The 14,130-nt window shown below is 62.1% G+C and carries 13 protein-coding genes; all 13 read right to left on the bottom strand.

Annotation, left to right across the window (positions count from 1 at the left end):
- Positions 1-136 precede the first annotated feature (136 nt).
- Positions 137-1,231 (bottom strand): hypothetical protein, encoded by a 1,095-nt coding sequence (locus ACRX4W_RS09120; RefSeq protein ID WP_161194361.1) that lies wholly within the window; start codon positions 1,229-1,231, stop codon positions 137-139.
- A gap of 126 nt (positions 1,232-1,357) precedes the next feature.
- Positions 1,358-2,443, bottom strand: coding sequence for an isocitrate/isopropylmalate dehydrogenase family protein (locus ACRX4W_RS09115; RefSeq protein WP_117802809.1), 1,086 nt, complete (start codon positions 2,441-2,443; stop codon positions 1,358-1,360).
- A 6-nt stretch (positions 2,444-2,449) separates the two neighbouring features.
- Positions 2,450-3,148 carry a HEAT repeat domain-containing protein gene (locus ACRX4W_RS09110; RefSeq protein ID WP_117564743.1) on the bottom strand — a complete coding sequence of 233 codons (699 nt, stop codon included), beginning with the start codon at positions 3,146-3,148 and terminating at the stop codon, positions 2,450-2,452.
- A 15-nt stretch (positions 3,149-3,163) separates the two neighbouring features.
- The gene (locus tag ACRX4W_RS09105; RefSeq protein ID WP_055310425.1) at positions 3,164-3,592 is read right to left on the bottom strand and encodes a hypothetical protein; all 429 of its coding nucleotides are present in this window, start codon (positions 3,590-3,592) and stop codon (positions 3,164-3,166) included.
- Between the two features lie 5 nt (positions 3,593-3,597).
- Entirely contained in the window at positions 3,598-4,677 is a 1,080-nt protein-coding gene (locus ACRX4W_RS09100) for an NAD(P)-dependent oxidoreductase (RefSeq protein ID WP_117583571.1), read from the bottom strand.
- Between the two features lie 98 nt (positions 4,678-4,775).
- Positions 4,776-5,729, bottom strand: a complete 954-nt coding sequence (locus tag ACRX4W_RS09095; protein WP_124786546.1) for a DegV family protein — start codon at positions 5,727-5,729, stop codon at positions 4,776-4,778.
- Between the two features lie 79 nt (positions 5,730-5,808).
- Positions 5,809-6,393, bottom strand: coding sequence for a ribosome hibernation-promoting factor, HPF/YfiA family (gene hpf / locus ACRX4W_RS09090; RefSeq protein WP_035137685.1), 585 nt, complete (start codon positions 6,391-6,393; stop codon positions 5,809-5,811).
- A 317-nt stretch (positions 6,394-6,710) separates the two neighbouring features.
- Positions 6,711-7,718, bottom strand: a complete 1,008-nt coding sequence (locus ACRX4W_RS09085) for a substrate-binding periplasmic protein (protein WP_432300159.1) — start codon at positions 7,716-7,718, stop codon at positions 6,711-6,713.
- 751 nt (positions 7,719-8,469) lie between these two features.
- Complete coding sequence (locus tag ACRX4W_RS09080) at positions 8,470-9,579, bottom strand: hypothetical protein (RefSeq protein WP_124786548.1); 1,110 nt, start codon at positions 9,577-9,579, stop codon at positions 8,470-8,472.
- Positions 9,580-9,589: 10 nt separating this feature from the next.
- Entirely contained in the window at positions 9,590-10,396 is an 807-nt protein-coding gene (locus ACRX4W_RS09075) for a ComF family protein (protein WP_231501531.1), read from the bottom strand.
- 102 nt (positions 10,397-10,498) lie between these two features.
- Complete coding sequence (locus ACRX4W_RS09070) at positions 10,499-12,199, bottom strand: PSP1 domain-containing protein (protein ID WP_117772888.1); 1,701 nt, start codon at positions 12,197-12,199, stop codon at positions 10,499-10,501.
- Positions 12,190-13,317: a DNA polymerase III subunit gene (locus tag ACRX4W_RS09065; RefSeq protein WP_117772886.1), complete on the bottom strand. Its 1,128-nt coding sequence runs from the start codon at positions 13,315-13,317 to the stop codon at positions 12,190-12,192. Before ACRX4W_RS09065 ends, ACRX4W_RS09070 begins: the two co-directional genes overlap by 10 nt.
- A gap of 1 nt (position 13,318) precedes the next feature.
- Positions 13,319-14,002, bottom strand: a complete 684-nt coding sequence (gene tmk / locus ACRX4W_RS09060; protein ID WP_117772884.1) for a dTMP kinase — start codon at positions 14,000-14,002, stop codon at positions 13,319-13,321.
- Between the last annotated feature and the right edge of the window lie 128 nt (positions 14,003-14,130).

Here is a 14,130-nt window from a genome sequence, read left to right as displayed (position 1 = left end):
ATGCTTCACTCTCAAATCAACGCGCATAAAGAAAGCCTCCCATTTCTCATGTCCAAGAAATGGGAGGCAGTTCACATCCGTTCTAGCGGGCTTATTCAGATATTTCGGTTACGCGCTCGGCGGCTCAGACAGATCTTTATGCAAACAGACCATAGATGCTGATGTTGGCCTTGGCATACAGGCCGTTAGCATACTCGGTCCACTTGGAGCTGGCGCTCGAAGCCTGCGAAGAGTACTGCTGGTAGGCGGTGTAATAGGCGGTCATGGCCTGCTTGTAGGTAGCGCTATCAGCCGTAAAGGCATCGTCAGCGAAGGCCTTAGCGTAGGTGCTATCGGCGTCCTTCCAGGTGCCCTTTTCGCTATCCCACTCGTCGCCGGCAAGTTTGATGATGTAATCGGCGTAGTCCTTGCTCGCGGTCTCCTCGTTGCCGTCAGCAGGCTCGGTCGGGGCGGTCGGCATGCTTGCGGAGCTATCGCCCACCTTCTTCTTGTAGAGCTTCTGCAGCGTCGCGGACTGGCGGACGATCTGCTTGGCCTGGTCCTTGGACACGCCATACTGCGTGGCCATGGTCTTGTAGTCCGAAGTGCCGATGGATTCCTCGGCGTACTGCTTCATCTCCTTAGAGGAGACGGTAATGCCCTCGTCCTCGGCAGCGTCGAGCAGGATCTTGTTGCGCACGTAGGACAGGATGACGTCGGCAGAAGGAGCGGTGTAGTTGCCATCGCTATCCTTGACGGTGTCGAGGCTGTACTGGCTCTCGATGGCCTCGCGCGCGGTGATGTCGCTCTTCTTGCCGTTGTAGCTATAGCTTGCCACGGTCGAATCGAGCTGGTCCTCGGTCAGGGTCGACGAGCCGACACCCTTGCCGCCAAAGCCGCCATTGCCAATAAAGAAGCCGACCACGGCGGCGATCACGACGGCAACCACAAAGGCGGCAATCATCGTCTTCTTGTGCCTGGATGCATGGTCGTCTTCATCGGAACCCAGAATATCGTCGTCCTCATCCTGGGCCTCGGGCATCAGATTCTCGTCAGCGGCATCCGCGGCAATCTGAGCCTCCAGTCGGGCGTCCTCCTCCTCGGCCGTCGTGCCGGCGGCAATGTGCTCGGCAGACGTACCGGCGACCAGATCGATCTTCTCGTCCTCGTCACCGTCGGGGCCTTCGCCGCGCTCGATGATCTGGATGCCGTCGATCTCGTCCTTCTCGTCCTTCTTTTGAATCAGACCCATATCAGTTACTCCTTGTTAGGAAACATAGTCTTCAATAGAATACGCCCGACAGAGTGCCGGGCGTATTGATTCTTAGGTTATACGCAAACACTTAAGTACTATTTAGGCGTTTGCAGCCTGCATGTCTTAGGCCAGGTGCGCGATAACGGCATCGGCAAAGGCCTGCGTGCCCACGGCGCCCTCGACGGAGCCGGTCTGGGCACGACGCACGTCGCCGGTAACCTGCTTACCCTCGTCGAGCGTGGCGGACACGGCGGCGCGGATACGATTGGCCGCATCGTTCTCGCCCAGATGATCGAGCATCATAGCCGCAGACAGAATCTCGGCCGTGGGGTTGGCGATATCCTGGCCAGCGATATCGGGCGCGGAGCCATGCGTTGCCTCGAAGATGGCGCAGTCGGCACCGATGTTGGAGCCGGGGGCCATACCCAGGCCACCTACCAGGCCGGCGCACAGGTCGCTGACGATATCGCCGTACAGGTTGGGCAGCACCAGGACATCGAAGTCGTTGGGGTTCTGGACCAGGCCCATGCAGGTGGCGTCGACGATCTTGTCGTTGAACTCAATATCGGGATAGTTGGCGGCCACCTCGCGCGCAACGCGCAGGAACAGGCCATCGGTCGCCTTCATAATGTTGGCCTTGTGCACGGCCGTCACCTTTTTACGGCCGCAGCGGCGGGCGTACTCAAAGGCGTACTCCACAATGCGGCGGCTCTTGGCGATGGAGATGGGCTTAATTGAGATGGCGGAATCGGCGGCGAAGGTCTTCTGACCCGAGCGCTCGACAAGCTGTGAGAGCTCCTCGACCTCGGCAGCGCCCTCATCGAACTCGATCCCGGCGTAGAGGTCCTCGGTGTTCTCACGCACGATGACCAGGTCGACGTCGCGGAAGCGCGAGCCGTCGCCCGGCTGCGACAGGCAGGGGCGCACGCAGGCGTACAGGTCGAAGTGCTTGCGCAGGGCCACGTTAACGCTGCGGAAACCCGTGCCGACCGGCGTGGTGATGGGGCCCTTGATGGCAACCTTGGTCTCGGCGACCGCATCGAGCACGTGCTGGGGCAGCGGCGTGCCAAACTCGTCCATGACGCCGGCACCGGCCTCCTGGACGTTCCAGTTGATCTGGACACCGGTGGCCTCGACCACGCGGCGCATGGCCTGCGTAATCTCGGGACCGATACCGTCACCGGGAATCAGGACTACATCGTGCGCCATAATCTGTTACTCCTCGTCTTCGGCGTCGTCAGATTTTTTTACGCTAGCACGCTTCTTCTTTTTGGAGAGATCCAGGCCAAAACGTTTAACAAGCATTTCGCAAATCTCGCTCGAACGGGCCTTAAGATAGCTGCCCTTACCGTTCTCGGCATCGAACTTAAGGCGCAGCGCAAGCTTCTCGGCAACCTCGGCGTCGATCTCGCCCTGGCAAAACTCGTACAGGCAACCGAGCATGTCGCGATACTCAAGGTCGCCGTGGTAGCACTGGATGGCCTCGTCCAGGATGGGCCAAGCCTCGCGCGAACGCTCGACGCTCGTGGCACCCCACACGCACAGCAGGCGGAAGGCGGCATAGCGCAGCGTGGAGGAGATCTCGTCGAACAGTGCGGTCTCGGCGCCCTCAAAGGCATCGCCCAGCTGCTCGGGGCAGGTGGTGGCGAGCGCCGTCAGGGCATCGAGGGCCTCCCAGCGGGTCTGCGCCTCGGGGCGGTCGAGCGCCTCGATCAACGCGGGCACGCAGGGCACGACGCGCTGCGGATCGCGCTCGGCAAGCAGGTGCAGCACGCGGGCGGCAAACTGGCGGATGCGGCGCGTGGGGCAGCCGAGCTCCTGGACCAGACGGTCGACGGCGTTCTCGTTCTCCTCTGCCAGCTGGAGCTGTGCCAGCTCCTCGTCGGTGAGCTGTTCGTCTTTGTTTTCTGCCATAGTTACCTCTTCTTTTTATTTCTTGGCGTGCTTGCCAGCACCCTTGCTGTCATCGGTGACCGAGATGAGCTGCCGGTCGGCCGCGCCATTGCGACGTGCACGGCGGCGCTCCTCGGCGTCGCCCGCGTCGGCGGCGGCGCGATGAGCCTTGTTGACGTTAAAAACCTCGTCGTGCTTGCGCCATGGACCGACGGACTCGCCAAAGCTCATCTTAAGGCCGGCGATAAAGCCGCCGAGCCAGCCGATCGGCGCAAACTGCACCAGCGGGAACAGCGAGAACACCCAGGTCAGTAGGACGACCGCCGCCGCTCCTGCAAAGTTGGCAATCCAGTAGTCGCGCTTGGTGATGACACGCTTTTCGCACGCCCACTGGCCGCACAGAAAGCCGATGTAGATCGCAAAGAGAAAGAGTACCAGCGCAAGCACCACGAACGTCCAGCTCATGGGCGCTACTCCCCGTGATGGTGGCCGCAGCAGCACTCGTGGCCGTCGTCATGGCCGTGGCCGCCGCAGCACTCGTGGTCCTCGCCATGGTGATGGCCACAGCCGCACTCATGGTCCTCGCCGTGCTCGCCGCAACCGCAACCTTCCTCGTGAGCGCCATGCTCCTCGGGGCGATACTGCGACCAGTCCAGACCGGCGGCGATGGCGTCGGCCTCCTCCTTGTAGAGAACCGTGATGGCCTGGGTGCCCAGCTTGGCGCCACCGATGGCGTCGAGCATGTCGTAGAGCGTAAAAGCGACGTCGGCACCGGGCAGCGCGAGCTCGCGGTCATCGGCGTAAGCGAGCGCCAAGCGCAGGTCCTTAATGAAGTGCTCGACCATAAAGCCGGGCTTGTAGTCGCCGTCAAGCGCCTTGGGAGCCAGGCTCTCCATGGCGCCGGACTTGCCGGTACCGCCCAGGATCATCTGGCGGGTCTTCTCCAGGTCAAGGCCGCTCAGCTCGGCAAATGCCATGGCGTCTGCCATGCCGACCATGCAGGCGCCCAGCGACACCTGGTTGGCGAGCTTGGCAGCCTGGCCCTTGCCGGCGCCGTCGAAGCAGCAGATGTTGGCCGCAAAGGTGGCAAGGATGTCGCGGACCGGCGCGATGTCGTTCTCGGTAGCGCCCACGATAGCCGTGAGCGTACCGGCGATAGCGCCCGACTCGCCGCCGGTGACGGGGCAGTCAAACGCCATGCGGCCGGAAACCTGGGCGGCCTCGGCAATGTCGCGCGCCAGCTCGGGCGAGCTTGTGGTGAGGTCGATCAGGACCGCGCCGGGCTTAGTGCACGCGAGCAGGCCGTCGCCCGCCAGGTAGAGCTCCTCGACCTCGGAGGGATAACCCACCATGGTAAAGACGACGTCGGCGTTCGCCACGGCATCTGCCGGCGTATCGGCCCAAACGGCACCGCGCTCGATAAGCGCGACGGCCTTGGACTTGGTACGGTTGTTGACCGTGACGGGATAGCCGGCATCCAGGATGTGGCCGGCGATGGGGGCACCCATGATTCCGGTGCCGATGAATGCGACAGAGAGCTTGTTTGCCATGAAGCCTTTCCTTTTGGGTTGGGTGTTATTACCAGGTTGAATACTCGGTGCCAGCGTTTGGGCTGTGAGTTGGGATCGATTACGGCCGCGTTACTTGCCTACTGACCGCGCACGCGGCGGGCGATGCGGTCGGAAAGCGACGCCTTGTCGGCGCGGTTCTTACCCCAAAACGCGCAGGCCACCATGCCGGGGCCCACGTGCGAGCCGATGGTAGGACCGACGGAGCTGCGAATGATCGTGACGTCGGCGCAACCCTCCTCCTTGCGGATGGCGGCTTCGAGCCAGTCGCCGTCCTTTTCGGCATCGGCCGTCATAATGGCGATGGGCATGGTGCGATCGGGCACATAGTTCTCGCGGAACGACTTGAGGATGGACTTGAGCGCCTTCTTGCGGCCGCGGTTGACGCCGATCAGCGACAGCGAGCCGGCAAGGTCGTAGGAAAGCTCGGGCTTGACGTCGAGTTTTGCCGTGAGCTGCGCCGCCGCGGGCGGAATGCGGCCGCCAGCAGCCAGTGCGTCGAAGCTCTCGAGCGTAAAGTAACCGTGGACATAGGTCTTAGCCTCGTTTACCCAGTCGACCAGCTGCTTGGCGGTCAGTCCCGCCGAACGCTGGCGCACGGCCTCGAGCGCCAAGAGCGCGCCGGTCGCGCAGGGCAGAGCGTTGTCGACCACGTAGAGCTCAAAGTTGGGATACTCGGCGCGCACGGCATCTGCCGCCTGGCACGCGGAGTTGTAGCTCGACGACAGCGCCGAGGTAAAGCACAGGTAGACCGTGGGCGTGCCCTCTTTGGCGCACTCGGTAAAGAACTCGATATAGCGACCGAGCGACACAGCCGAGGTGGACACGCGGGCACCGGCGCGCATGCGGTCGTAGAACTCCTTAGGGCTCATGCTCGACCAGATGTCGTCCGTACGCTCCTCGCCATCGATAATGAAGGGGAAACCCAGGATATCGACATCGAGGTTCGCGGCGACCTCGGGGCTAAAGTCGCAGCAGGTATCGACGACGATGCGGCAACGGTCCGAATGACCGGCGGATGCGGCCTTGTCCATCAAAGCGACTCCTTACGTAAAAAGGCGGCCACCCGCATGGGATGGCCGCCAGCCGTTAACTCATGCAAGTTAACGTATTTTACTCGTCAAGTGTTTCGATGCGGGGCTTGATGATGCCATATCCACCATTCTTACGGTGATACACCACATTGATAAGGCCGGTCGTCGCGTTCTCGAACACGTAGAAGTCGTGACCGAGCAGATCGGTCTGCACCAGCGCCTGCTCCTCAGTCATCGGAGTGACGTCGATAACCTTCTCGCGGACGAGCAGGTCGTCTTCCTCCTCGGGCAGCAGCAGGTCGGCCAGATCCTCGACGCGCTCGACCGGTGCGACATCCGCGGCGCTGGCACCACCCTGGCGGTTGTCCACGACCTTAGTCTTGAACTTGCGCAGCTGGCGGGTAACCTTATCGGCGGAGAGGTCGATGGCGGCATACATATCTGCGCCGTGCTCGGCAACGCGAATCACAGAGCCGCGGGCACGAACCGTGACCTCGACGATTGCCGGGTTGGGGTTCGAGGGGTTCTTCTCATAACGAAGCACGACGTCGACTGTCATGGGCTCGATATCGAAAACCTTGAGCGCCTCGCCGATCTTCTCATCCACATGCGCACGCAGAGCATCGGTTACCGTCGTCTTGCGTCCAGAAACCTTGATATCCATACGTGGCTCCAATCTGCCTCGGGGACTTACTGTACTGGCTATGTACCCATTGCCGTGCATTTAATCACGCGGATTCCTAAAGACCCGAATAACGATTGCTTGATACCGCATACCGAAGTCTCGCACTTTTCTGTGGCAAAGTGCGCTATGGAAGAGCGACGGCGACTTTGCTTTTGCACCTAAAAAATGTCTTTGACCTGCTGGTTTTTTGGAAACGAAAAAGCCGGGCTCCCCTGTTGGGAGAGCCCGGCGATGCGTGTTGAAACCGTGAAGAGGCGTCCCTCCTAGCGCGTAGGAGACGCCACCCCTAGCAATAACTAGCTATTGAGCTTGTTAATGTCGTCGTCGGTGATAGTGTCTTCCTGGCTGGACGATTTGTCTTCGGAGGATGCGGTCTCATTGTTGGAATCGGAGGACTCGCTGCCGGAGGATGCGGTCTCACTGGACTCAGAGTCGCCCGGCTGCACGTTAGCGCCCGAAACCGTCTTAGTGGTGAGGTCGTAGGGCATCCTGCCATACCAGACAGAGTGGACCGCCTCGAGCGTGCCGTCGGCCGTAATACCGTCGAGGGCATCGCTCACGGCACGGCACAGTTCGTCATTGGACGAGAGGCCCGCAACACCAAGCGTCGAGGGCGCCTCGAGCGAACCGGCATAGGAGACCTCGCTCATCAGGCGTGCAAGGTAGCCGCCGGCCGTGGAGTCGCAGATTACATAGTCGACCTCGCCGGACTCGAGTGCCTCAAAGCACTCGTTGATGTTGGAGTAGGTCTTTTGGTTGGCGGTGATGCTCTGCTTAGCAAGCGCCTCCTGCGAGGCCGAGGACATCTGGACACCCAGAGTAGACGTGTTAAGGGTATCGGTGGAAACGCTTAGCGACCCACCATCGCTGGTTTTACCGAACACGGAAGCGGCATCGTACAGGCAGGTGCCGAGCGAGCTAACGTCCCCATCCGTGGAGTTGATCTCGCCGATAAAGATATCAGCCTTTTTGTCACCGAGCGCGGAACCTGCCGAGGACGCATCGACAAAGGCGACCTTAAGGCCCATGCGGCTTGCGAGGGCGCGGGCAGCGTCGACTGCATACCCCGTGAGCTCGCCGTCAGCGCCCTGCATGGCCTGCGGCGCATCGGAGGTATCGAGGGCAACCGTCAGGGTACCGGGGGTGACCAGGGCATCATCCGACACCGCGGACGTGACGGTCTCGTACTCGATCTGGTCGATCGTGGGAGTCGTGAACGTAGACAGCGGGTTGAACGCGCATCCGCTCAGGCCCAAAACGGCGATGACCGCTGCGGTCCCAGCACCTAACCGAGCCGCGTGCATCAAGCTGCCCCTCACCATGTCCACTACCCTGCCTTCTGTGTCGTATACGATCCGTGCGTTGCACGAAATATCAGATTGTTCCCACCAGCTGACCTGGTATTTGACCCCACACTTGCGCACCGGGGTGTTTGCTCGGGAGGCCGCAGCCACCTTCACGACTGGCCCGCTCGCCCGCGAGGCGGTATTGCCCCAAAGAAAGTAGAACGGACGGTGCGGCTTACATCTAGGACGCGCCATGATCGCGCCGCGCGCACGCGGTCGCTTACGTGGATCCCTTTGACCGCGTCTGTCTTGGACTAGGACGGGCATTTCGTCCGTCCGCAACCACAGCCTGGTAGGAACGTAGCGCATTATAGCTAAGTTCAAGCTAAAGTTTAAGGTTAGGGGCGTCATTCGCATCGCGAGTACAGATTTCGCAGGTCGGAGTGGGCTATTCGTGCCTCTGTGAAGCCCGGAGCTCCCCTATGGGGAGCTCCGGGGCACCCTTCCTAGGGTGCCGTGGCCAAAAAAATGGCAGATATGAGTACTGTCACCAATTTAGTAACAGGCAATTTTGGCCTCTCGGACAGATTTTGCGCTCAATGTCGCTAACCTGATGCTTAGTTATTCCACATTTGTTTATTATCTTCTTACTTTATGCCGCCTCCGAGTCCTAAATTCCTTGATTTTGCTGTTACTGATTTAGTGACAGTACTCATATTTGCCATATTTTGGCCAGGGCATATGATTAACCCCCTATTTTCGACGTGAATTAGACCGGCTTAAGCCCAAAACACGCCCGCAGCGTGTTAAGCAACGCCTCTTGCTTCTTCCTGCGGGCATCGACACGATTCCGGTACCGCTTTCGCATACGCTGGTGGATGCGCCATGCGAGCGCTTCCATCGCTTCCATGTCGCAGAGCATTTCGTTGTTGACCGTCGCGACCTCGATTCCCATAGTAATCAAGCCCGTGTTGCGTTTTTCATCATGGATACGTCCCCTCCGGGAGGAATGGCCCAGCTCACCGTTGTATTCAAGGTCAAACCGGGCTGCTTCCTGATACGCATCGCAAACTGCATGCGGCATCCCCGAGATTGCCTGCGCGCGGTCATCGAACTCGATCTTGTAGTCGGTCTTAAAGGGACCGCAGTCAAATCCGCCATAGGAAAACGGAAGCGAAAACAGAGCGAGCATGATGCACTCCATGGGCGAGAGCAGGTTTTCTGACAGGTAGGGACACAGACGCAGCAGCTGTTTGGCCACATTCCCCTTGCATGCCGCAAGGTAATCTGCCAGGCGATCGGGCGTCAGCGCCGGCTCGACTTCAAAGTAGCCCACGTCTGCTGGCTGGTCCTTGTCCTTTGCAAGTTTATTCGTAACAGGCGAGGTGTAGGGAGGCAGATACTTCCCGCGGTCGCTCAGTGAAATCTTAGAGCACAGCTCCTGGGCCAGGGCAAATGCCTGGATACAGCCAAGTTCGCGCGCAACGGCAAGGCAGAGGGCCTCGGGAGACAAGCTGTACACCCCCGGTTCCACCTCTAGAATCGAGCCGGCGGGCAACCCGGAACACACGGACCAGCCTACGCTAGGCATGCGGCGGCGCTGCGCCGCAGATCCCACCAGCAAGCACAAATCCTCTTGCACCTCGCCGCTTGCGGCTCCAATTCGCACCAAGTCGGGAAGATAGATGTCCTCGGTCGAGGGCGACGACGTGCGCAGCACACGGCGCTCTTCATCGGGATTGAGGTCCTTCCAGCTGATATAGCCCATCTGCCGGCGCTCGGCGCGCATCATGCGCAGCGCTGAAGCGCCTGTTAGGATTACGGAAGCCGCTAGCTGTTCGCCTGTCGGCTCGTTGCGCCGCTCAATCTTCACTGCCACAAAACCACCCCTACCAAACACGTGCGATAGCGAGGCCATCAACGGCCGCGGCACCGGCGCGCTTGAGTTCCGCCGAAGCCGCTGCCATCGTCGCACCCGTGGTGATAACGTCGTCGATAAGCAGCAGGCGGCGGCCCCGCACGTCCTCAACGGTCTCGTACATGCCTCGGACGCGTTCACGGCGTTCTTCACGGCCGAGTTCACGCTGGTCGCCATGGCCGTATTTAACGAGGGCGTCGAGCAACGGAACACCCGACAGCTCGCAAAATGGGCGCGCGATGGCCTCCATATGATCGAAGCCGCGTCGCCGAAACGCCGCCGCAGTCGCGGGCACAAACACCACCGCATCGGCGCCGGACAACACACCGCCTAAGCGTTCGGGCGCCGCGACCTGGGCATGTAAGGCGGTGTCGTATAGCAGCTCTGCCAGATACGGAGCCAGGCGTCGCTCGCCCGCGTCTTTGTACGCTTTAATGATCCGCGGCAGCGGATGCGCGTAAACGGCACATGCCAGGCACCGGTCGAGTGCTTCGGCCATCGCCGAGGACGAACCCTCGACCGAGCACTCGGTGCACAGCAAGTCTCCAAACGGGGCGCCGCATCGAGTGCAGCTATGCCGCGGGTCGATGAGCGCAAGCGCCGCCAAGCAGTCTTGGCAAATAAGCGCGCCGGAGCGCTCGCAGCCGGCGCATCGCGTAGGCGACAACGCCTCAAGCGCCTCGTACGCCGCCAGCTCGGCAAACGGTAGCAATTCGTCCGCAAACGGCAGGATGCCGGCACCTTGCAGGCATCCCAACACATTCAAATATCTCTTCACGACACAACCCTCCCTACGTTCGGTCGCAGGGAGGGTTGTTGATTCAGTGCTATGGTACCCCGACGCGTTTGGGGTCAGGCAGGTTAAATCCGTTTGCGGGCGCTATTCGCCGGTAGGCGGTTGTGGTGCAGACGAAGACGGGGTCGAACCCTCGCCACCATCTTGACGCGGCTTGCGGGAACGACGACGGCGACGGCGCTTCTGGCCCTGGTCGGCCGAACCCTCGCCACCACGATCTTCGCGCGACTCGCGTTCGTCGCGAGCAGCGCCGCGCGCGGCCTTGGCAGCCGCCCCTCCGCCATCTCCGGGGCGACGACGCGTGACCTTGACCTCGCCATCCGAGACCTGATCGGCAACGGAGGGCACCGAGGGCTTTTGCTGCGTGCCCGAGGAATGGCGACGACGCGGACGCGGGGCGCGCTCGTCATCGTTGCGCTGCTTGCTACCCTTGTCGGCAGGCGTATCGGAACCCGAACCACCCTTGGGGGCGGCACCGGCTTCGCGAGCGGCTGCGGCGCGGAAGGCGTCCTCGCGCTCCTCGCTCGACAAATGGCGGCGGCGACGGCGCGTGGGATTCATGCCACCGCCGCGATTTTGCTGTTGAGGCTGCTGAGCTTCGCGCTCGCGGGGGGAATTCTTGCCTGCGGGAGCGGCCTCGCCGACATCGCCCGAGCCCGCGCGCTTGCGACGACGACGGCCACCGGCGGCCTCCTCGGCCTCAGGCGTTGCGGCATTGCCACGGCCCTTTCCGCGGCCACGACCCTCGCCCTGCCCCTGACCGGCGCGGGCATCGGAATCGGCATCGCGACGACGGCGCTTGGGCATCGACGTGCCAGCAAGACGGTCGGCGCTCGACAGGCCATCGCCCACGTCGACGCCGTTCTCGCGGTCGAGCTCCATGAGCGCCAGGCGCATCTCGGGCGACTCGATGCGCTCGAGCACGTCGCGCGTCACGCAGTCGGGGCGGCAGCTGCAGCCCTGCTCGGCGGCCTTCTTTTTGCAGCCCTCCGAGCAGGTCATATCAGCCAGGTTGACCTTAAAGACCTTGCCGTTCTCCAGGCGCAGCACCAGCTGCTCGCGCGGCGTGTCATATTCCTGAATACGCGCCTTGCCGAGCGGCGTATCGATAAGCGTCTTCTTTTTGGGCGCGCGGCTCTTAAAGTCCTTGTAGGCCTCGAACTCGTAGCGCAGGCAGCACATCAGGCGGCCGCAAACGCCGCTGATCTTGGAGGAATTGAGCGGCAGGTCCTGCTCTTTTGCCATGCGGATCGAGACGGGCTCAAACTGTCCGCCAAAGCGCGTGCAACAGAGCTCCTGGCCGCACTGGGCATAGCCGCCCACCAGGCGAGTCTCGTCGCGCACGCCGATCTGGCGCATGTCGACGCGAATGTGCAGCGTCGAGGACAGATCCTTGACGAGCTGGCGAAAATCGACGCGTTCCTCGGCCGCAAAGTAGAACACGGCCTTCTCGCCGCCAAACAGGTACTCCACGCCGACCGGCTTCATCTCGAGGTCGAGCTCCTTGACCAGGCGACGGAAATCGACCATGGCCTCGTCGCCCTGGATGGCCAGATCATCGGCAAGCTGCAGGTCGATGTCGCTCGCCACGCGCAGCACGGGCTTGAGCGGCTGGCCGATCTCGTCCTGCGGTACCTCGAAGGGATCGGCCGTGACCAGGCCGATCTCGGTTCCGCGCTCGGTGGAGCAGATGGCATAATCGGCCTCGAGGATATCCAAATCCTGCGGGTCGAACCACAGGTCGCGCGAGGCGTAGGTAAACTTAACGGGTACGACTAACGGCATTTCAGTGCCTTCCTGATATCGAACAGCATGACCTCGATGGCCAGCTGGGGAGTAACGTTTCTGGCGATGTTGCGCTCGGCGGTTGCGACCGCTTCGAGCGCCTGGGTGGCACCCGCAACATTGGTCGCGGCGGCAAGCCGACCGATCGTGTCGCGCACATCCTCGTTCACGACGTCGGCCGCCTCATCCTGAAGCGTCAGCAGCACGTCGCGCATGAGCGTCCGCGCGCTCGCCAGCGCTTCCATGATACCCGAACGCTCGCGCGCGTTGAGTTCGCGCTTGTTGCGGTCCTCAAGCTGCTTCAATGCTCCACGCGACAGGTAGTCGGCATTTTGCTCGAGCACCTTTTCCTGCGTGGACTTGACCTCGGCCAACGGCGCCTTGACGGCGACGATGAGCGACTTGGCACGGCTGAGTACATCGGCCTCGTCGGCGGCAATGAGTGAGTCGATGGCACGGATCATCTGGCGACGGGCGTCCTGGCGCTCGGCGCTCTTGAGGAACTCGATACCACGCGTGGGGCTTCCCGCCACGGCGACGGCCATGCGGCAGCGCGCGGGATCCTGCCCGGTGGCGCGGCTCACGACCTGCGCGGCCACGGTGGGAGACACCAGCCGAAACGGCACACACTGGCAGCGGCTCACGATGGTGGGCAGCATCACGTCTGCCGAGGTACCCAACAGGATGAACATGACGCCCTCGGGCGGCTCCTCGAGCGTTTTGAGCAGCGCGTTGGCGGTGTTGGCGCGCAGCTGCTCGGCACGGTCGATGATGTAGACCTTTGCCTTGGCGCGGATGGGCGCCAGCGGCACGTCGTCGAGCAGCTCGCGGGTCTGGGCGATGAGGTAACCCGTGGCGCTCTCGGGCGTGTAATAGTGCACGTCGGGATGCGTATGTCGAGAGACGCGCACGCAGCTGTCGCATGCGCCGCAGCCGTCCTGCTCGCACAGGAAGGCTTGGGCGAGCGCCCACGCGGCGTCGAGCTTGCCCGCGCCGGGCGCGCCCAAAAACAGGTAGGCGTGCGACGCGCGACCGCTAGCGACGGCATTGGTCAAAAAGTCGCGCACGCGCTCTTGGGTGTCGAGCTTGGCCAGCAGGCTTGCCTGAGCGGGGGCCATGCTACTCGGCCTCCTTGGCAAGCGCGGCGGCAACGGCTTCCTGCGGAATGTCGAGACCATACGCGCGAACCTGCTCGACCGTCTTCTCGAAGACTTCCTCGACGGTCGCAGTGGCGTCGATGAGCTTTACGCGGTTTGGCTCCTCGGCAGCGATTGCGCAAAAGCCCTGGTAGACACGCTCCTGGAATGCCACGCCTTTTGCCTCCATGCGATCTGCCGCGCCACGGGCTGCCATGCGCAGCGCCGCCTGCTCGGGCGCGATGTGATAGACGAGTGTGAGCGCCGGGTGCGTACCCGCGACGGCCAGGTTGTTGGCGTCGCGCACTATCTGGCGATCGAGGCCATCGGCAAACGCCTGGTAGCAGGTCGTGGAATCGTAGAAGCGATCGCACAGGACCACCTTGCCGGCAGCGAGGGCGGGCGCGATGACCTCGTGCACCAGCTGGGCACGCGCAGCCTCGTAGAGCAACAGCTCGCAGGTATCGCCCATCGTCGTGTTGGCAGGGTCGAGCAGCAGGGCGCGAATCTTTTCGCTGATGGCAGTGCCGCCCGGCTCACGCAGGGTCACAACCTGGTAGCCGGCAAGGTCGAGCGCACGGGCAAGCAGGCGCGCCTGCGTGGACTTGCCGGCACCGTCGACGCCCTCGAGCGTGATAAAGCTATGTTGAGCAGGCTCAAAAGCCATGGGCGCAGCCCCTTCCTACAAGGCGCGTAAATGCGAGTTATAGCAACCAAGCCATGATACCCCAGTGCTCGGCACGTCCCCAATGGCTAAAGGCGCCTTTCCAAAGTTGCGGTGAAATAGGGACTGAT

Origin of the sequence: Collinsella aerofaciens, assembly GCF_964283865.1 — a bacterium.
Classification (GTDB): Bacteria; Actinomycetota; Coriobacteriia; order Coriobacteriales; family Coriobacteriaceae; genus Collinsella.
This window is presented reverse-complemented; position numbering and strand designations above follow the sequence as displayed.